Here is a 19,142-nt window from a genome sequence, read left to right as displayed (position 1 = left end):
AATAAGACAGGCACCAGGAGCATCCTTCATGAGTAGCACCCCTAGCGGCCAAAGCGCCGGGCAATTGGAAACACGTGGTATCGAACCGGTTCCGGAAAGCGAGTGCAACGGCCATCCGCTGCAACTGTTCTGGGTCTGGTTCGCCGCCAATATCAGCATCCTCGGCCTGCCGCTGGGGGCGACGCTGGTGGCGTTTCGCGGCCTGGCCATCTGGCAGGCAATCATCGTCGCGATCCTCGGCGCGGCCGGTTCGTTCGCGGTGGTGGGCATCATCTCCATCGCCGGTCGACGTGGCCGTGCGCCGAGCCTGACCTTGTCCCGGGCGATCTTCGGCGTGCGCGGCAACATCGGCCCGACGCTGGTCTCGCTGATGTCGCGCCTGGGCTGGGAAACCGTGAACACCACCACAGCCGCGTTCGTGCTGCTGTCGTTGTGCTCGATCCTGTTTGGCTCGCCGGTCGAGGCGAAAAGCGCACCGGTTCTGACGCTAGTATTCATCGCCATCTTCGTGCTGCTGACCCTGTCGGTATCCGGCCTCGGTCACGCCACCTTGCTGGTGATCCAGAAGTGGGCGACCTACGTGTTCGGCGCCCTGAATATCCTGGTGGGCGGCTTCCTCTGCGCCACCATCGACTGGAGCGCGGTGTTCAACGCGACGCCGGCGCCGCTGAGTGCGATGATCATCGGCGTCGGCACCATGGCCGCCGGCACGGGGATCGGCTGGGCCAATGCCGGCGCCGACATGTCGCGTTACCAGCACCGCAGCGTCAAGGCCGTGCGCCTGGTGGCCTCGGCCGCGTTTGGCGCGGGCATCCCGCTGGTGCTGCTGATCACCCTCGGCGGCCTGCTCTCGGTGGGCAACAACGACCTGGCCTCGGCCACCGACCCGATCATCGCGATCCGCGACATGCTGCCGACCTGGATGGCCGTGCCGTACCTGATCACCGCGTTCGGCGGGCTGCTGCTGTCGAACAACCTGTCGGTGTACTCGGCGGGCCTCACCACCTTGACCCTCGGCTTGAAGGTCAAGCGCGTGCACGCAGTGATCGTCGACATCGTGGCGATCTTCGCCGGCTCGATCTACTTCATGCTGATCGCCGACAGCTTCTACGGCCCGTTCATCACCTTCATTTCGCTGTTGGCGGTACCGATCACCGCGTGGGTCGGGATCTTCGTGGTCGACCTGATCCACCGTCACCACTACAGCGCCAACGACCTGCTGGACGTCAGCCCGAGCAGTGCCTATTGGTACCGCGGCGGCGTGGAATGGCGCGCGTTTGGCGCCTGGGCCGTGGCGATCGTGCTGGGTTTCAGCTTTACCACCATCGGCACCACCGCCGAAAACATCTGGTTCGCCGGGCCTTTGTCCGACTCCTGGCTGGGCCACAACGGCCTGGGCTGGATCGTCACCTTCCTGGTGGCCGGCGGGATTTATGCCGTACTGGGCGGCGCATCCGACCGTCGCCCGGCGTTAGTCGAGCGTCGTCATGTCTAGATTGCTGCACACCGGCCAGGTCATTGTCGATCTGGTCATGGCCCTGGAAACCTTGCCCGCGACTGGCGGTGACGTGTTGGCACAATCCGCCAGTTTCGAAGCCGGCGGTGGTTTCAACGTGATGGCGGCGGCACGGCGCAACGGCTTGCCGGTGGTGTATCTCGGGCGCCATGGCAACGGGCGCTTTGGTGACTTGGCCCGCGCGGCGATGCAGGCCGAAGGTGTCGAGATGGCCCAGGCCGCCAGCCCCGATAAAGACACGGGCTTGTGTGTGTCCCTGACCGAGGCGACGACCGAGCGCACGTTCATTTCCCATCTTGGTGCCGAGGGCGAGTTGACGGCCGAGGATTTGGCGCGGGTTGTCCCGCAGGCGGACGATTATGTCTATGTCAGCGGTTACAGCCTGTTGCTCGAAGGCAAGGCCCAGGCGTTGCTCGATTGGCTGTTGGCGCTGCCGCGTGAGATCACCCTGGTGTTCGATCCGGGCCCGCTGGTCAAGGCGCCGGAGTCGGCGCTGATGGCAGCGTTGCTGCCGCGTATCGACATCTGGACCAGCAATGGTCCGGAGGTGTTGGCATTTACTGGTGCGGCTACGTTGGCGCAGGCCTTGAGCGCCTTGCAACGGTATCTGCCCGAGGGCGCATTGCGGGTGGTGCGCGATGGCCCGAATGGCTGCTGGGTGAATGCCGAACAGGTGCCGGGCTTCAAGGTGACGGCGGTGGACAGCAACGGTGCGGGGGATGCCCATGCTGGGGTGTTTATCGCAGGCTTGGCCAATGGCCTCGCACCCGCCCAGGCGGCGCGCCGTGCGAACGCTGCGGCAGCCTTGGCCGTGACACGCTGGGGCCCGGCTACTTCTCCTGGCACCGCCGAGGTCGACGCGCTATTGGTGCGCTGAACCGCGGCAAAAATATGGCAGGAGGCAAGCCCCCTGCCACATTGGGTTTCGGAACATGCCTTCTACGGCGCAGGCTGTTTCGGCGCGCCCGGCAGGTTGGAGTCATCGCCTTTGTTGATCGTCGGCTCGTTCACCGAGGGGCCCATCTTGCCATTGCCCACCGCAGTTGGCGCCTGGCGTTCCGCGTCGTGCCCCTGGGTGTGCGGGTCGGCGCCGTTGGAGTTTTCGATCACCGCCCCATTGTTGATTTGCAGCCCCGTGCCCATGGATTTCTGGGACTCGGTGGTCGCGTCAGGAGTGCTCGTGCCGGTGGAGGAGGTGGCCGCAAAACCGCTCAGCGAAACCGACGACAACAGGCCTGCAAAGGCGAGGGCAGCCAACTTGGAATGCTTCATGAGGGAATCTCCATAGAGTTATTGTCCTTACCCTCTATTGGTCCGCCCGCAAGGCTGGTTGGTGCCTGGATGGCGACGAACGGCGCAGTACCAGCCGAACAACGCTGATCAGCCAATTGAGCGCCGCCACCGCCGTCACACTCAACAACAGCGTGGGCATGCCGTGTTCGACGATGATCTTGCCCGCCAGCAACGGAAACCCGAACACCCCGATAAAGTACGCCAGGCTGAACAACAGCAACGCCTGGGAGGTGCTGCCCGGCGGTGCTTCGTTGGCCACCAACCCGTTGATCACCGAATACGTCAGGCCGTAACCCACCCCCAACGTGACCTGCCGACGGAGTAACGGCAGCGATGAAAATGCACTGCAATCAGTCATGAATCCCCCTTAGTATGTGTGCTTTGAAATTGCCCAAGGCTCGACCATGACCATCGAGATTCGCCCCGCGGTGCCCAGCGATGCTGCGCAGATCCTGACTTTCATCACCGAACTGGCCGAGTACGAAAAGGCCCGGCATGAAGTGATCGCCAGTGTCGTGGACATCGAGCGCAGCCTGTTCAGTGAGGGCGCCACCGCCCATGGCCTGATCTGTTTGCGCGACGGCTTGCCGATTGGTTTCGCGGTGTTCTTTTTCAGCTACTCCACGTGGCTGGGCAGCAACTGCCTGTACCTCGAAGACCTCTACATCAACCCGGAACAACGCGGCGGCGGTGCGGGCAAGAAGTTGCTGCGCCACCTGGCGAAGATCGCCTTTGACAACGGTTGCGGGCGCTTCGAATGGAGCGTGCTGGACTGGAACGAGCCGGCGATCGCCTTCTACAAATCCATCGGCGCGCAGCCCCAGGAAGAGTGGGTGCGCTACCGCATGGAAGGCGATGCGTTGCGCGACTTTGCCTTGGGCTGAGATCACTTTTTAGAAAGCACTGAAGTTCAAATGTGGGAGCTCCCATATAAGCCGGCTCCCAATTTTTTTGCGCATTTGCTCAGTATGTGGGATGCAAATTTATATATTGAGATATTTCAAAAGATAGGTTTATAGTCGACGGCATCAGCACTCACTACCAAAAATAAAACAGGTGAAGCGATGCAGGCACAACCGTTGTCCCTCCCCGCCGTGCCCGAGCCAACCTACGGCGAGCGGCTCAAAGACAAGGTGGTGATCATCACCGGCGCCGCCCAAGGCATCGGCGAGGCCATCGTCGCGTGCTTCCAGGCCCAGCAGGCGCGCCTGGTCATCGCCGACATCCAGGCTGAAAAAGTCCAAGCCGTTGCCGCCCACTGGCGCGAACGCGGCGCTGCAATCCACGCCCAACCCGTCGACATCACCTCAAAAGAGCAATGGCAAGCGCTGGTCAACCTGACCATCGAGCGTTTTGGCCGTGTGGACGTGCTGGTCAACTGCGCCGGGGTCAACGTGTTCCGCGACCCGCTGCAAATGAGCGACGAAGACTGGCGCCGCTGCTTCGCCATCGACCTCGACGGCGCCTGGTTCGGCTGCCGTGCGGTGCTGCCGTATATGATCGAGCAGGGCATCGGCAACATCATCAATATCGCCTCCACCCATTCCAGTCACATCATCCCCGGCTGCTTTCCCTATCCCGTGGCCAAGCACGGCCTGCTTGGCCTGACCCGCGCCCTTGGCATCGAATACGCGCCCAAGGGCATCCGCGTGAATGCCATCGCGCCGGGCTATATCGAGACTCAGCTCAACGTCGACTATTGGAACGGTTTCCCCGACCCCCACGCCGAGCGCCAGCGCGCCTTCGACCTGCACCCGCCCAAGCGCATCGGCCAGCCAGTGGAAGTCGCGATGACCGCGCTGTTTCTGGCGACCGACGAGGCGCCCTTTATCAATGCCACCTGCCTGATGATTGATGGCGGGCGGTCTGTGATGTACCACGACTAAAGCGTTCTCCAATAACAAGAAGGAGGTGGTTCATGTTGAAGAAGACACTCGGCACCCTGGCGCTCGCCGTCGCGTTCAGCGGCGTTGTTTCGGCTGAAGAAGTGAAGATCGGCTTTCTGGTCAAGCAGGCTGAGGAACCGTGGTTCCAGACCGAATGGGCCTTCGCCGAAAAAGCCGGCAAGGACCATGGGTTTACCGTGATCAAGATCGCCGTGCCCGATGGCGAGAAAACCCTTTCGGCCATCGACAGCCTCGCGGCCAACGGCGCCAAGGGCTTTGTGATCTGCCCGCCGGATGTGTCCCTCGGCCCGGCGATCGTGGCCAAGGCCAAGGCCAATGGCTTGAAAGTCATGGCGGTGGATGATCGTTTCGTCGATGCCAAGGGCAACTTCATGGAGGACGTGCCGTACCTGGGCATGGCCGCTTTCGAAGTCGGCCAGAAACAAGGCGCGGCCATGGCTGGCGAAGCGAAAAAGCGCGGTTGGGACTGGAAGGACACCTACGCGGTGATCAACACCTATAACGAACTCGACACCGGTAAAAAACGCACCGACGGCTCGATCAAATCCCTGGAAGAAGCCGGCCTTCCCAAGGACCACATCCTCACCGCCGCCCTGAAAACCCTCGACGTGCCGGGCAGCATGGACGCGACCAACTCGGCCCTGGTCAAGCTGCCCAGTGGCGCGAAAAACCTGATCATCGGCGGCATGAACGACAACACCGTGCTTGGCGGCGTGCGCGCCACCGAAAGCGCCGGCTTCAAGGCGGCCAACGTGATCGGCATCGGTATCAACGGCACCGACGCCATCGGCGAGCTGAAAAAGCCTGACAGTGGTTTCTTCGGTTCGATGCTGCCGAGCCCGCATATCGAGGGCTACAACACGGCGCTGGCGATGTATGAGTGGGTCACCACCGGCAAGGAACCGGCGAAGTACACGGCGATGGACGAAGTAACGCTGATCACCCGCGAAAATTTCCAGGCGGAACTGACCAAAATCGGTCTGTGGAAATGAGCGGCGCGGCCCTGCGTTTCAATGGCATCGGCAAGGAGTTTCCCGGGGTCAAGGCCTTGGCGCAGATCAGCTTTGAAGCGCGGCCGCACGCGGTACACGCGCTGATGGGCGAGAACGGCGCGGGCAAGTCGACGCTGCTGAAAATCCTTGGCGGCGCCTACATCCCAAGCAGCGGCACAGTGCAGATCGGCGAGCAGGTCATGGCCTTCAAATGCGCCGCCGACAGCATCGCCAACGGCGTGGCGGTGATCCACCAGGAGCTGCACCTGGTGCCGGAAATGACCGTCGCCGAAAACCTGTTCCTCGGGCATTTGCCGTCGCGGTTCGGCGTGGTCAATCGGGGCTTGCTGCGCCAGCAGGCCCTCGCTTGCCTCAAGGGCCTGGCGGATGAAATCGACCCGGCCGAAAAGCTCGGCCGCCTGTCCCTGGGCCAGCGCCAACTGGTGGAAATCGCCAAGGCGCTGTCCCGTGGCGCCCATGTGATCGCGTTTGACGAGCCCACCAGCAGCCTGTCGGCGCGGGAGATCGACCGCTTGATGGCGATCATCACGCGTCTGCGCGACGAGGGCAAAGTGGTGCTCTACGTGTCGCACCGCATGGAAGAAGTGTTCCGCATCTGCAACGCGGTGACGGTGTTCAAGGACGGCCGCTTCGTGCGCACCTTCGATGACATGAGCGCGCTGACCCATGACCAGTTGGTGACGTGCATGGTCGGGCGCGACATTCAGGACATCTACGATTACCGCCCGCGTGACCACGGCGAAGTGGCGTTGAAGGTCGACGGTTTACAAGGCCCCGGCTTGCGTGAACCGATCAGCTTTGACGTGCGCAAGGGCGAGATTCTCGGCCTGTTCGGCCTGGTTGGGGCAGGGCGCACCGAACTGTTCCGTCTGCTCAGCGGTTTAGAGCGCACCAGCGCCGGTCGCATGGAGCTGTGCGGCGCGCCGCTGCAACTGCGCTCACCGCGCGATGCCATCGCCGCCGGGGTGCTGCTGTGCCCGGAAGACCGCAAAAAGGAAGGCATCATCCCGCTGTCCAGCGTCGCCGAGAACATCAACATCAGCGCCCGTGGCGCCCATTCGGCGTTCGGCTGGTTGTTGCGTGACGGCTGGGAAAAGGGCAACGCCGAGCACCAGATCAAGGCGATGAAGGTCAAGACGCCGAATGCCGAGCAGAAGATCATGTACCTCTCCGGCGGCAACCAGCAGAAGGCCATTCTCGGCCGCTGGCTGTCGATGCCGATGAAGGTGCTGCTGCTCGACGAACCCACCCGCGGTATCGATATCGGCGCCAAGTCGGAGATCTACCAGATCATCCATACCCTGGCAGCAAGCGGGGTTGCGGTGATCGTGGTGTCCAGCGATTTGATGGAAGTGATGGGCATCAGCGACCGCATCCTGGTGATGAGTGAAGGCGCCTTGACCGGCGAATTGACCCGCGCCGAAGCGGACGAAGCACGGCTGTTGCAACTGGCTCTCCCGCGTTCGCGGGCTTGATGAATTCGAGGTGAGTATGTCCGAGGTAAAAACTGCAAAGGGCTTCTGGCCGGGTTTCAACCAGCGCAAGTTCCTCGATGACTGGGTGATGTTGCTCGCGGCACTGGGCATCTTTGTGCTCAGTGCGTTGTTTATCGACAACTTCCTTTCGCCGCTGAACATGCGCGGGCTGGGCCTGGCGATTTCCACGGTGGGCATCGCCGCCTGCACCATGTTGTTCTGCCTGGCGTCGGGGCATTTCGACCTGTCGGTGGGCTCGGTGATCGCCTGCGCCGGCGTGGTGGCCGGCATCGTGATCCGCGACACCGACAGCGTGGTGCTCGGCGTGTCGGCCGCGTTGGCGATGGGCCTGGTGGTGGGGCTGATCAACGGCATCGTGATTGCCAAGCTGCGCATCAATGCGTTGATTGCGACGCTGGCGACCATGCAGATCGTGCGCGGCCTGGCCTACATCTTCTCCAATGGCAAGGCGGTGGGGGTGATGGATGAACGTTTCTTCGTGTTCGGCAACGGCCAACTGCTGGGTGTGCCGGTGCCGATCATCATCACCGTGCTGTGTTTTGTGTTCTTTGGCTGGCTGCTCAACTACACCACCTACGGGCGCAATACCATGGCCATTGGCGGCAATCAGGAAGCGGCGCTGCTGGCCGGGGTGAATGTGGACCGCACCAAGATCATCATCTTTGCCGTACACGGCTTGGTGGGCGCGTTGGCCGGGGTGATCCTCGCCTCGCGCATGACCTCGGGCCAACCGATGATTGGCCAGGGCTTCGAGCTGACGGTGATTTCGGCGTGCGTGCTGGGTGGGGTGTCGTTGAGCGGCGGGATCGGCATGATCCGGCATGTGATCGCCGGGGTGTTGATCCTGGCGATCATCGAGAATGCGATGAACCTGAAGAACATCGATACCTTCTACCAGTACGTGATCCGTGGTTCGATCCTGTTGTTGGCCGTCATCATCGACCGCATGAAACAACGTTAAACCATGCCATGTGAGGGCTAAATGTGGGAGCGGGCTTGCTCGCGAATGCGGTGGTTCAGCAAATTCATCAGGTATCTGACACACCGCTTTCGCGAGCAAGCCCGCTCCCACATTTGGATCTGCACTTTATTGAAGGTCGGTATTTGCCATAATGCCCGTGCTTTCACACTTAATAGGCCCGACATGCAGGAAAACGCTCCCATCCCCACCAAAGAAACCGCCCCCACCGGCACCCAGACCCTGCTCCGTGGCCTGGGCGTGGTACAAGCGGTGGCGGCCGGTGCGCGGGATCTGAAAGAGATCGCCAAACGCATCGGCACCACCCGCAGCACCACCCACCGCCTGGCCAGTTGCCTGGTGGAGGAGCGCTACCTGCGCGTGGTGCCGCAAGTCGGTTACCTGCTGGGGCCCAAATTGATCGAGCTGGGTTTCCAGGCGCGTGAAGAGCTGCCGTTGGTGACGTTGGCGGTGCCGTACCTGGACGAATTGTCGGCGTTGACCGGGGACACCATCCACCTGGCCATCCGCGAGTACGACGACGTGCTCTACCTGCACAAGAACCCCGGCCGCAATGGCCCGGAAATGCGCTCGCGGGTCGGCCACCGCATGCCGCTGGCGCGTACGGGCATCGGCAAGGCGTTGCTGTTGGATGATTCGCTCGAAGAGTGGCAGCGCCTGTACGACGTCAGCTTGCCGGCCGCAGGGAAAAGCCCGCAGTGGCCGCTGCACCCGGAGCAGTCCTGGGCCCAGTTCGAGCAGCGCATGCGTGAATACGTGGTGGGCGGTTATGCGTTCGACCTGGAAGACAACGAACCGTCGATCCGTTGTGTCGCGGCACCTGTGCGCGATGCCAGCCGGCGGATTGTCGCCGGCATCAGCATCGCCAGTACCGTGCCCTACATGCCGCTGGAGAAAATGGCCGAGCTGATCCCTGTGATCAAACAGGTCGCAGCGCGGCTGTCAGCGGAGTTGGGCGCGAAGGCCTGATCAGACCTTGAGGGTCGCCATGTCGATGACAAAGCGGTACTTCACATCGCCGGCGATCATGCGGCTGTAGGCTTCGTTGATGTTGCGGATGTCGAGCATTTCGATGTCGCAGCTGATGCCGTGTTCGGCGCAGAAATCCAGGACTTCCTGGGTTTCGGCAATGCCACCGATCAGCGAACCGGCCAGCACCTTGCGGCCCAGGATCAGCTTGGCGGCGTTGACCGGCGGGTCGACCGGCTCGATCAGGCCGACCAGGATGTGCACGCCGTCAAAGCGCAGCACGTCGAGGTAGGGGTTGAGGTCGTGCTGCACCGGGATGGTGTCCAGCAGGAAATCGAACTGCCCGGCCGCGGCTTGCATCTGCGCAGCGTCGGTGGACACGATCACATGGTCGGCGCCCTGGCGACGGCCTTCCTCGGCCTTGCTCGCCGAGCGGGTGAACAAGGTCACTTCGGCGCCGATCGCCTTGGCCAGCTTGATGCCCATGTGGCCGAGGCCGCCCATGCCCAATACGCCGACCTTGTCGCCAGCCTTGATGCCGTAGTGCTTGATCGGCGAGTACATGGTCACGCCGGCGCAAAGGATCGGCGCGGCGCTGGCCAGGTCGAGCCTGGCCGGGATCTTCACCACGAAGTGTTCGCTGACCACGATGCTGTCGGAGTAGCCGCCCATGGTGTTGCTGCCGTCGACGCGGTCCGGGGTGGCGTAGGTCATGGTCGGGCCTTCGAGGCAGTATTGCTCCAGGTCCGACTTGCACGCGTCGCAGTGACGGCACGAGTCGACCATGCAGCCCACGCCGACCAGATCGCCGACTTTGTGCGCGGTGACGTCGGCGCCGACGGCGGTGACTTTGCCGACGATCTCGTGGCCCGGCATCAGCGGGTACACGGCGATGCCCCACTCGTTGCGTGCCTGGTGGATGTCGGAGTGGCACACGCCGCAGTACAGGATCTCGATGGCCACATCATCGACGCGCGGGCTGCGGCGCTGGAAGGACATGGGGGCGAGGGGAGTGGTGGCCGACTGGGCGGCATAACCGATGGCGGTGTACATGGGAAAAACCTCGCAAAAAGCAATGACAGGTGAGGCGGCGCATTCTCCGCGCCGGGCCTTGCAGCGGCCATGGCGATTGCTCCGAGTCTCATGCCTATTCGTCCGGAGGTGCCCCGGGTTTGGATTTTTGTGTCGCCGGACCTGCGATGATGCGTTCATCCCTTTTTCGCGAAGTTTTTTGCCATGTTGTTGACTCGCCATCTTGATGCCAACGCCACGCTGGTTTCCTTGATCGAGGGGCTGACGCCCTGCGACGGTTTCTCGCCGACCCACCTGCCGGGCGTGAAGGTATTGCGCGCCAGCTGCGATGTGGCGCGCGGCCCACAGATCTATGAGCCCAGCCTGATGTTCGTGGCCCAGGGCAGCAAAGTCGCCTACCTGGGCCCGCGCACGCTGGAGTATGGCGCCGGGCACTATTTGATCCAGGCCATGCCGGTGCCGTTCGAGTGCGAGACGTTTGCCATGGCACCGGATGCGCCGCTCTACGGGGTGACGGTGGGCATCGACCGTGTGGTGCTGGGGGAGTTGGTGATGGCCATGGGCATTCAGGCCGGGCCGCCGCCGACGGCGCAGACGTTGGAGTCGATGAGTTCGGTGGTGCTGGATGACGCCATGCGTGGCTGCGTCGAACGGCTGCTGCAGTGCCTGCATGATCCGCTGGAAAGCCGGATCATGGGCCCGGCGCGGGTGCGTGAATTGTTGTTCACCGCGCTGCGCGGGCCACAGGCCGATGTGTTGCGCGCCTTGGTGGAACAGCAGGGGCAGTTTTCGCGAATCGCTACGTCATTGAATCACCTGCACGCCCATTATGCCGAGCCGTTGAATATCGAGACATTGGCGGGGTATGCGCACATGAGTGCGTCGACGTTTCATGAGCATTTCAAGCGCTGCACCTTGTTGTCGCCGGTGCAGTACCTGAAGCGATTGCGCTTGTTGAAGGCGCAGCAGTTGCTGATGGTGGAAGGCATGGGGGTGGCGCAGGCGGCGCATAGCGTGGGGTATCAGAGTACGTCGCAGTTCAGTCGCGAATATAAGCGCTACTTCGAGCGTAACCCCGGCGAGGAGCGCGTCGCCTGACTTTTTATTGATTCAACACTGGTCAGTGTGGGAGCTGGCTTGCCTGCGATAGCGGTGGGTCAGCCACATGTAGGGTTCAGATACACCGCTATCGCGGGCAAGCCAGCTCCCACATTTGACCGCGTTTGACCCATAAAAAAGGCTCCCGTCTGGGAGCCTTTTCTTTAAACAGTTAGCTTACATATTCGGGTAAGTCGGCCCACCCGCGCCTTCCGGCGTCACCCAGGTGATGTTCTGCGAAGGGTCCTTGATGTCACAGGTCTTGCAGTGCACGCAGTTCTGGGCGTTGATCTGGAAGCGCTTGGCGCCGTCTTCCTGGGTGATCACTTCATACACGCCCGCCGGGCAGTAGCGCTGAGCCGGTTCATCGTAGAGCGGCAGGTTGGTGCCGATCGGGATGCTCGGGTCTTTCAGCTTCAAGTGGCACGGCTGTTCTTCTTCATGGTTGGTACCGGAGATGAACACCGAGCTCAGCTTGTCGAAGCTCAGCTTGCCGTCGGGTTTGGGGTAGTCGATTTTCTTGCTGTCCTTGGCCAGCTTGAGGCAGGCGTAGTCCGGCTTGGTGTCGTGCAGGGTGAACGGCATCTTGCCGCCCAGGATGTTCTGGTCGAACCAGTTGAAACCTGCACCGATGATCGGGCCGAACTTGTGCATCGCTGGGCCGAAGTTGCGGCTGGCGAACAGTTCTTCGTAGAGCCAACTGGACTTGAAGCTGTCGACGTAAGCGGTCAGTTCATCACCGCCTTCGGATTCGGCAAACAGGCGGTCGGCCACGGCGTCGGCGGCGAGCATGCCAGACTTCATCGCGGTGTGGCTGCCCTTGATCTTGGCCACGTTCATGGTGCCCAGGTCGCAGCCGATCAATGCGCCGCCCTTGAATACCATCTTCGGCAGCGAGTTGATGCCACCTTTGGCCAGGGCGCGGGCGCCGTAGCTGATGCGCTTGCCGCCTTCGAGGTACTGGGCCAGCACCGGGTGGTGCTTGAGGCGCTGGAACTCATCGAACGGCGACAGGAAGGTGTTGCTGTAGGACAGGTCGACGATCAGGCCGACGACCACCTGGTTGTTTTCCAGGTGATAGAGGAACGAACCGCCGGTGTTCTCGTTGCTCATGATGTCCAGCGGCCAACCGGCGGTGTGCACCACCAGGCCTGGTTGATGCTTGGCTGGGTCGATTTCCCAGATTTCCTTGAGGCCGATGCCGTAGTGCTGGGCGTCGGCGTCGCTGTCCAGGTTGAAGCGCTGGATCAGCTGCTTGCCGATGTGGCCGCGGCAACCTTCGGCGAACAACGTGTACTTGCCACGCAGTTCCATGCCTGGGGTGTAGACGCCTTCTTTCGGGTTGCCTTCGCGGTCGACGCCGAGGTCGCCGGTGATGATCCCGCGTACCACGCCGTTTTCGTCGAACAGCGCTTCCTGGGCGGCGAAGCCTGGGTAGACTTCCACGCCCAGGTTCTCGGCCTGCTGGGCCAGCCAGCGGCACAGGTTGCCCAGGGAGATGATGTAGTTGCCTTCGTTGTGCATGGTCTTGGGCACAAAGAAGTCAGGAACCTTGGTGGAGGCTTCGGGGCTGCGCAGTACATAGATGTCATCGCGCACCACGGGGGTGTTGAGCGGGGCGCCGAGTTCTTTCCAGTCCGGGAACAATTCGTTCAGGGCGCGGGGTTCAAACACCGCACCGGAGAGAATATGTGCGCCCACTTCGGAGCCTTTCTCGACCACGCAGACGCTGATTTCCTTACCGGCTTCGGCGGCCTTCTGCTTCAGTCGGCAGGCGGCAGACAGGCCCGCCGGGCCAGCGCCGACGATGACCACGTCGAATTCCATGTATTCGCGTTCCACAGGTTATCTCCTACTCAAGGCTCAACAGGCTTTTTTTCTAATGGATGGAGGTTCGGTGTCGTCTGGCGCAAAGGCCTGACCCACCTTTCTCTCTAGGTGGCGCATTATATATAGACCACTGCGAGCGTCCAATACAAACGTTTGTTTGAATTGCTCGCAGGCTAGGTAAATCAAAGCAACGCGGCTTATGACTGGCTATTTTGCCGTATTGACCAGAATAGGCGTTCCGGTCAATATACGGTCGGTTTTGCGCTTACCGTAGGCAGACAGCAGGTTTCAAGAGCACGTCCAAAAGCAAGACAGGTGACGCGCGCCGAAACTCGGGCGCGCAGTTTACACGCTGCGATAAAGAATGACCTCTCAGTCACCACTGACGAACGGTCGTCATTTCCCGTGAGCAAGGTCATCCGCCGACGTTTTTGGAGGTGCCCTTGTGTGCCGATGAGCATCAACCGCCAGGTTCGCCTAGGCGACTTTCTTTTCACCGGAGAGTAACGAGGAATCCATGAAGGTTCTTGTAGCTGTCAAACGCGTTGTCGATTACAACGTGAAAGTTCGCGTCAAGGCGGACAATTCCGGCGTCGATCTTGCTAACGTCAAGATGTCGATGAACCCGTTCTGTGAAATCGCCGTGGAAGAAGCCGTACGCCTGAAAGAGAAAGGCGTGGCAACTGAAATCGTCGTGGTTTCCATCGGCCCGACCACTGCTCAAGAGCAGCTGCGTACCGCCCTGGCACTGGGTGCCGACCGCGCCATCCTGGTCGAATCCGCTGAAGAGCTGACCTCCCTGGCCGTGGCCAAGCTGCTCAAGGCTGTTGTCGACAAGGAACAGCCTCAGCTGGTGATCCTTGGCAAGCAAGCCATCGACAGCGACAACAACCAGACTGGCCAGATGCTGGCTGCACTGACCGGTTACGGCCAGGGCACCTTCGCGTCCAAAGTCGAAGTGAGCGGTGACAGCGTCGCCGTGACCCGTGAAATCGACGGCGGCGCCCAGACCGTTTCCCTGAAACTGCCGGCCATCGTCACCACCGACCTGCGTTTGAACGAGCCGCGCTACGCGTCCCTGCCAAACATCATGAAAGCCAAGAAGAAGCCTCTCGAAGTGCTGACTCCGGATGCTTTGGGCGTTTCCACCGCGTCCACCAACAAGACCGTCAAGGTTGAAGCACCGGCTGCACGCAGCGCGGGCATCAAGGTCAAGTCGGTCGCTGAACTGGTCGAGAAACTGAAAAACGAAGCGAAGGTAATCTGACAATGACTATCTTGGTAATCGCTGAACACGACAACAAGGTCGTGGCCCCGGCCACCCTGAACACCGTGGCTGCTGCCGCTAAAATCGGTGGCGATATTCACGTGCTGGTTGCAGGTCAGGGCGCTGGCGCCGTGGCTGAAGCCGCCGCGAAAATCGCTGGCGTGAGCAAGGTGCTGCTGGCCGACAACGCCGCGTACGCTCACCAGTTGCCGGAAAACGTTGCCCCTCTGGTTGCAGAGCTGGGCGCTGGCTACAGCCACATCCTGGCTGCCGCCACTTCCAACGGCAAAAACATCCTGCCACGCGTCGCCGCGCAGCTGGACGTTGACCAGATCTCCGAGATCGTTTCGGTTGAAAGCGCTGACACCTTCAAGCGCCCGATCTACGCCGGCAACGCCATTGCCACCGTGCAATCGACGGCCTCGGTAAAAGTCATCACCGTGCGTGCCACCGGTTTCGACCCGGTTGCCGCCGAAGGTGGTTCGGCTGCCGTTGAAGCCGTTGCAGCTGCCCACAACGCGGGTACTTCCAGCTTTGTTGGTGAAGAGCTGGCCAAGTCGGATCGTCCTGAGCTGACCGCTGCCAAGATCGTCGTTTCCGGCGGGCGTGGCATGCAGAACGGTGACAACTTCAAGCACCTGTATGCCCTGGCCGACAAGCTGGGCGCTGCGGTCGGCGCTTCCCGCGCGGCCGTCGACGCAGGTTTCGTACCCAACGACATGCAGGTCGGCCAGACCGGCAAGATCGTGGCGCCACAGCTGTACATCGCCGTCGGTATCTCCGGCGCGATCCAGCACCTGGCCGGCATGAAAGACTCCAAAGTGATCGTTGCGATCAACAAGGACGAAGAAGCGCCGATCTTCCAGGTAGCCGACTACGGCCTGGTGGCAGACTTGTTCGAAGCCGTACCCGAGCTGGAGAAGCTGGTCTAATCCAGTCGCTTCACTTATAAAGAGCCCGGTCCTTGTGACCGGGTTTTTTTTTGACTTGCTGGAGCACCTCGCCATGGAACTGCGCCCCTGGACCTTACTGCTGAGCCTCACGCTACTGCCAGGCCTGGCGCTGGCCGCCGGCAAATGCGAGCGCCTGGTGATCACCGGCAGCCCCGACGCACCGCCTTTGCTCTGGCGCGACCCCCAAGACCCCACACGCCTGATCGGTGCCACCGCCGATGTGCTGCAACAAGTGGGCAAGGACCTCGGCCTGAAAATCGACCTGCTCTACGGCGGCAAACGCTCCCTGGCCCTGGACGAAGTGCGCAGCGGGCGCATGGACATCCTCGCCGACGCGCCGCTGAACCTGGGCGAGTTGGACACCCTCGACTACATCCACCCGGCACTGGTGCAGACCGACTACCTGGTCTGGACCCGCAAGGACTCGACACTGGCCTACACCACCGCCGCCGACCTGCACGGCCACAAAGGTGCGGCCTCAGAGCGCGCACGGTTGAGCGCCGCCTTCGAAACGTTCGCCGGGCAGCAGCTCACCCTGCAACGCCTGCCAAGTCTGACGCCGGCGTTTCAGAAACTGCTGCTCGGGGAAGTGGACTACGTCCTTGCCGGTCGTTACTCCGGCATGGCCATGGCCCAGACCCTGGGGATGAGCAATGACTTGATTGCGCATGAGGTGCCCATCGATCAGCCCGGCCTGTACCTGGCGATTTCCCACAACTCTGCCTGCAATGATCCGTGGCTGCGCGGACAGCTGGCGAAAAAGATGACAGAATTGCCCGCGTCCGGTGTGGTGCAAGCGGCAACGCAGCGCAATCTCGAGCGCTGGAAAGCGCAATTGCAGCAACCTGTCGGCACTCCAGCAAAGTAAGGATTTTCAGTGACTCTTCGACCTCTTTTCGCGGCCCTCGCCGTTGTCGCTTTGGCGGGATGTGCGGCCGATCCTGCGCCGAATGAACAAATGCGCCTCACCCAGCAAGCCCTGGAACAAGCCAGCGCCGTGGGTGCCAACACCGATGAATCACCCGAGTTGAAACTGGCCGAAGCCAAATTCGCCCGGGCCAAGGGCAGCATGGCCGACGAGTCCTACAAGAACGCCCGTATGCGCTCTGAGCAAGCCGAGCTGGACGCGCGCCTGGCCGAAGCCAAGGTGCTGACCCGCAAAAGCCAGGAACAGTTGAACGTGCTCAACACCCGCATCACACGCCTGCGCAAGCAGTTGCAGTTGGGGGAAGCCCAATGAGCCCGATGATCCGTGGTTTGAGTGGTGCGCTGCTGTTGGTTTCGGCGGTGTTGGGCGGTTGCGCCAGTCACCCTGATAGCGAGCAGGCTTTGCAGCAGGCGGGCAGCGACTTCCAGAAGGTCAAGGAAGACGCCAACGTGCTGCGCTTTGCGCCCAAGGACGTGATCCGCGCCGGTGAATCCCTGGCCCGCGCCGACCGCCTGTCGAGCTACTGGGGCAGCGGCGCCGACGTCGCGCATTACGCCTATCTGAGCCAGCGTTACAGCGCGATTGCCCGCGAACACACCGAGCAGGCGCTCAATGCCGAGCGCGGTGCCAAGCTCGAGTTGGAGCGCCAGCGCCTGCAACTGGCCCTGCGTGAAAGCAAGCTGACCAGTGTGCAGCAACAGGGCAAATGGCTCGAAGAACAGATCGCCAGCCTGACCACCACCCAGACCGATCGTGGCTTGGTGATGACCCTGGGCGACGTGTTGTTCGATACCGGTGAAGCGGAACTGAAAAACTCCGCCAACCGCACCGTGCTGAAAATCGTGCAGTTCCTGCAACTGAACCCCAAGCGCGTGGTGCGTATCGAGGGTTACACCGACAGCACCGGCGGCGAGCAGGAAAACCTCAAGCTGTCCCGTGACCGTGCGCAATCGGTGGCCGATGTGCTGGTGGACCTGGGCATCGACGAAAAACGCATCCAGGTTGAAGGTTATGGTGACCAGTACCCGGTCGAAGCCAACGCTTCCGAGCGGGGCAGGGCGCAGAACCGGCGGGTAGAAATCGTGTTCTCCGACGAAAAAGGCCAGTTGGGCGCCGCCCGCTAGACGCCACACACAAATCCCAATGTGTAAGTGAGCTTGTGTGGGAGCGGGCTTGCCCGCGATTGCGGTGGGTCAGCCAGAGTTGTTTCTGCTGATACACCCCTATCGCGGGCAAGCCCGCTCCCACATTTTGTTTGGTGTACACCTAAAAGGCTCTTGAGCACCCTTACAGTTTTTACTGTCACTCCCGCCCGCGCTCGACTATTGTGGCAACTGTCCCCGTACACTTTTAAACTGTGCCGGTATGTTTCACACAAAAATAAAATACCCGTGAAATCGAGTGCTGCGTCATGACCAATCTGTTGCTTTACCAACGTATCGCCCAGCAACTGGCCGAGGACATCCGGCGCGGCGTCTATCAACCGGGCGAGCGCGTGCCTTCGGTGCGCAAGATGAGCTCCCAGCTCAACGTCAGCCACGCCACGGTGTTGCAGGCCTATGCCAACCTGGAAGACCAGGGGCTGATCCGCGCACGCCCGCAGTCGGGCTACTACGTACACCAGACGCCGGCGCTCACCGCGCCAACGCCAGACATCGCCCGCGTCGAGCGCCCAGGGTTGGTCACCCGCAGTAGCATTATCCAACAGGTATTGGTCGAATCGCGCCGCGAAGGGGTGTTCCCGTTGGGCGCCGCCGTGCCGAGTGTCGATTACTTGCCGGTGCGCGCGTTGCACCAGCAGTTGGCCAAGGTCACGCGCTTCCAGAGCCCACGGGCGTTCAGCTATATGTTCAGCCCTGGTTTCGAGCCGCTGCGCCGCCAGGTGGCGATCCGCATGCGCGATGCGGGCGTGGTGGTCGACCCGTCCGAAGTGGTGATCACCCATGGCTGCGTCGATGCGCTGCAGATGTCGCTGCGCGTGCTGACCCGGCCTGGCGACCTGATCGCCGCCGAATCGCCGACGTATTACGGCTTGCTGCAACTGGCTGATCTGCTTGGCCTCAAGGTCATCGAGATCCCCAGTGATCCAGCCTCCGGCATGAGCCTGGAAGCCTTGCAACTGGCGGCCAACCAATGGTCGATCAAGGCCCTGGTGCTGACCACGCGCCTGAGCAATCCCCTCGGTGGCACCATGCCCGAGGAACGGCAAAAACAGTTGCTGCGCCTGGCGTCGGATTTCGATATTCAGATCGTCGAGGACGACATTTACGGCGAATTGATGTTTGAAGTCGGTCGCACCAAGGCCCTCAAGGCCTACGACCGCCTGGACCGGGTGATCTATTGCTCGAGCTTCTCCAAGACCCTGTCACCCGGCGTGCGGATCGGTTGGATGATTGCCGGCAAGTACCAGCAGGAAATCCAGCGCCTGCAGATGTTCAGCACCCATTCGGCGTGCAGCGTCACGCAGATGGGCGTTGCCGCGTATCTGGAGAACGGGGGCTATGATCGCCACCTGCGTTACATCCGCCAGGAGTACCGCAAGAACCTCAACGCCTTCCAGCTCGCCGTGCAGCAGTACTTCCCCGAAGGCACGCAGATGACCCGTCCCAGTGGTGGTTTTATCCTGTGGGTCAGTTTGCCGGGACGGGTCAATACCCAGGAACTGCACGTACGCGCCTTGCAACAAGGCATCAGCATTGCGCCGGGGCTGATCTTCAGTAACACCGAGCAGTTCAACCACTGTATCCGTCTCAATTGCGGCACAGCGTGGAACCGCGAGGCAGAGCGGGCGCTGATGACGTTGGGGATGCTCGCCAGCCAACTTTGCCAGGAAACCGCCGCCGGCTTTTGAGCCCGGGAAC

Annotated in this window: 18 protein-coding genes and 1 pseudogene; 15 read left to right on the top strand and 4 right to left on the bottom strand. The window is 61.7% G+C overall.

Going from position 1 to position 19,142, the window contains the following annotated elements; translation table 11 throughout:
* The first annotated feature begins 28 nt into the window (after window positions 1-28).
* The gene (locus AC3ISR_RS21110; protein WP_192300690.1) at window positions 29-1,495 is read left to right on the top strand and encodes a purine-cytosine permease family protein; all 1,467 of its coding nucleotides are present in this window, start codon (window positions 29-31) and stop codon (window positions 1,493-1,495) included.
* Complete coding sequence (locus tag AC3ISR_RS21105; RefSeq protein WP_463984928.1) at window positions 1,488-2,393, top strand: PfkB family carbohydrate kinase; 906 nt, start codon at window positions 1,488-1,490, stop codon at window positions 2,391-2,393. The genes AC3ISR_RS21110 and AC3ISR_RS21105 overlap by 8 nt, the downstream gene beginning before the upstream one ends.
* Before the next feature lie 62 nt (window positions 2,394-2,455).
* Here the strand turns inward: AC3ISR_RS21105 and AC3ISR_RS21100 are convergent, their stop codons facing one another.
* Both AC3ISR_RS21100 and AC3ISR_RS21095 read right to left on the bottom strand, forming a co-directional pair.
* Complete coding sequence (locus tag AC3ISR_RS21100; RefSeq protein WP_463984927.1) at window positions 2,456-2,788, bottom strand: hypothetical protein; 333 nt, start codon at window positions 2,786-2,788, stop codon at window positions 2,456-2,458.
* Between the two features lie 34 nt (window positions 2,789-2,822).
* Window positions 2,823-3,119, bottom strand: a pseudogene (locus tag AC3ISR_RS21095) (MFS transporter); the annotation flags it as partial.
* Window positions 3,120-3,213: 94 nt separating this feature from the next.
* On the opposite strand from AC3ISR_RS21095, the gene AC3ISR_RS21090 reads away from it, so the two are divergent.
* The 6 genes from AC3ISR_RS21090 (at window position 3,214) to AC3ISR_RS21065 (ending at window position 9,173) form a co-directional block, all read left to right on the top strand.
* On the top strand, window positions 3,214-3,693 hold the full coding sequence (locus tag AC3ISR_RS21090; protein WP_010208407.1) for a GNAT family N-acetyltransferase: 480 nt from the start codon (window positions 3,214-3,216) through the stop codon (window positions 3,691-3,693).
* A 180-nt stretch (window positions 3,694-3,873) separates the two neighbouring features.
* Window positions 3,874-4,695, top strand: coding sequence for an SDR family oxidoreductase (locus tag AC3ISR_RS21085; RefSeq protein ID WP_463984926.1), 822 nt, complete (start codon window positions 3,874-3,876; stop codon window positions 4,693-4,695).
* A 32-nt stretch (window positions 4,696-4,727) separates the two neighbouring features.
* Window positions 4,728-5,708: a substrate-binding domain-containing protein gene (locus AC3ISR_RS21080; protein ID WP_192300694.1), complete on the top strand. Its 981-nt coding sequence runs from the start codon at window positions 4,728-4,730 to the stop codon at window positions 5,706-5,708.
* Entirely contained in the window at window positions 5,705-7,204 is a 1,500-nt protein-coding gene (gene araG / locus AC3ISR_RS21075; RefSeq protein WP_489324419.1) for an L-arabinose ABC transporter ATP-binding protein AraG, read from the top strand. The genes AC3ISR_RS21080 and araG overlap by 4 nt, the downstream gene beginning before the upstream one ends.
* A 16-nt stretch (window positions 7,205-7,220) precedes the next feature.
* The gene (gene araH / locus AC3ISR_RS21070; protein WP_192300696.1) at window positions 7,221-8,186 is read left to right on the top strand and encodes an L-arabinose ABC transporter permease AraH; all 966 of its coding nucleotides are present in this window, start codon (window positions 7,221-7,223) and stop codon (window positions 8,184-8,186) included.
* 183 nt (window positions 8,187-8,369) lie between these two features.
* Entirely contained in the window at window positions 8,370-9,173 is an 804-nt protein-coding gene (locus AC3ISR_RS21065; protein WP_463984181.1) for an IclR family transcriptional regulator, read from the top strand.
* Here the strand turns inward: AC3ISR_RS21065 and AC3ISR_RS21060 are convergent, their stop codons facing one another.
* Window positions 9,174-10,226, bottom strand: coding sequence for an NAD(P)-dependent alcohol dehydrogenase (locus AC3ISR_RS21060; protein ID WP_192300698.1), 1,053 nt, complete (start codon window positions 10,224-10,226; stop codon window positions 9,174-9,176).
* Window positions 10,227-10,409: 183 nt separating this feature from the next.
* On the opposite strand from AC3ISR_RS21060, the gene AC3ISR_RS21055 reads away from it, so the two are divergent.
* A complete protein-coding gene (locus tag AC3ISR_RS21055; RefSeq protein WP_192300699.1) occupies window positions 10,410-11,303 on the top strand; it encodes an AraC family transcriptional regulator in 894 nt (297 codons plus the stop codon).
* A 177-nt stretch (window positions 11,304-11,480) separates the two neighbouring features.
* Here the strand turns inward: AC3ISR_RS21055 and AC3ISR_RS21050 are convergent, their stop codons facing one another.
* Entirely contained in the window at window positions 11,481-13,145 is a 1,665-nt protein-coding gene (locus AC3ISR_RS21050) for an electron transfer flavoprotein-ubiquinone oxidoreductase (RefSeq protein ID WP_192300700.1), read from the bottom strand.
* 505 nt (window positions 13,146-13,650) lie between these two features.
* On the opposite strand from AC3ISR_RS21050, the gene AC3ISR_RS21045 reads away from it, so the two are divergent.
* The 6 genes from AC3ISR_RS21045 to AC3ISR_RS21020 all read left to right on the top strand — a co-directional run bounded on the left by AC3ISR_RS21045 (window position 13,651) and on the right by AC3ISR_RS21020 (window position 19,132).
* Window positions 13,651-14,400 (top strand): electron transfer flavoprotein subunit beta/FixA family protein, encoded by a 750-nt coding sequence (locus AC3ISR_RS21045; RefSeq protein WP_024076934.1) that lies wholly within the window; start codon window positions 13,651-13,653, stop codon window positions 14,398-14,400.
* A gap of 2 nt (window positions 14,401-14,402) precedes the next feature.
* Window positions 14,403-15,332, top strand: a complete 930-nt coding sequence (locus AC3ISR_RS21040; protein WP_192300701.1) for an electron transfer flavoprotein subunit alpha/FixB family protein — start codon at window positions 14,403-14,405, stop codon at window positions 15,330-15,332.
* Window positions 15,333-15,405: 73 nt separating this feature from the next.
* Complete coding sequence (locus AC3ISR_RS21035; RefSeq protein ID WP_192300702.1) at window positions 15,406-16,221, top strand: substrate-binding periplasmic protein; 816 nt, start codon at window positions 15,406-15,408, stop codon at window positions 16,219-16,221.
* A gap of 9 nt (window positions 16,222-16,230) precedes the next feature.
* Complete coding sequence (locus tag AC3ISR_RS21030) at window positions 16,231-16,593, top strand: DUF4398 domain-containing protein (RefSeq protein WP_192300703.1); 363 nt, start codon at window positions 16,231-16,233, stop codon at window positions 16,591-16,593.
* The gene (locus tag AC3ISR_RS21025) at window positions 16,590-17,405 is read left to right on the top strand and encodes an OmpA family protein (protein WP_192300704.1); all 816 of its coding nucleotides are present in this window, start codon (window positions 16,590-16,592) and stop codon (window positions 17,403-17,405) included. The genes AC3ISR_RS21030 and AC3ISR_RS21025 overlap by 4 nt, the downstream gene beginning before the upstream one ends.
* A 287-nt stretch (window positions 17,406-17,692) precedes the next feature.
* Entirely contained in the window at window positions 17,693-19,132 is a 1,440-nt protein-coding gene (locus AC3ISR_RS21020) for an aminotransferase-like domain-containing protein (protein WP_192297207.1), read from the top strand.
* The last annotated feature ends 10 nt before the right edge of the window (window positions 19,133-19,142 follow it).

Source organism: Pseudomonas sp. GL_117, from assembly GCF_057835125.1.
Note: the sequence above shows the minus strand (reverse complement) of the source record. Positions and strands in the feature narration are given on the sequence as shown.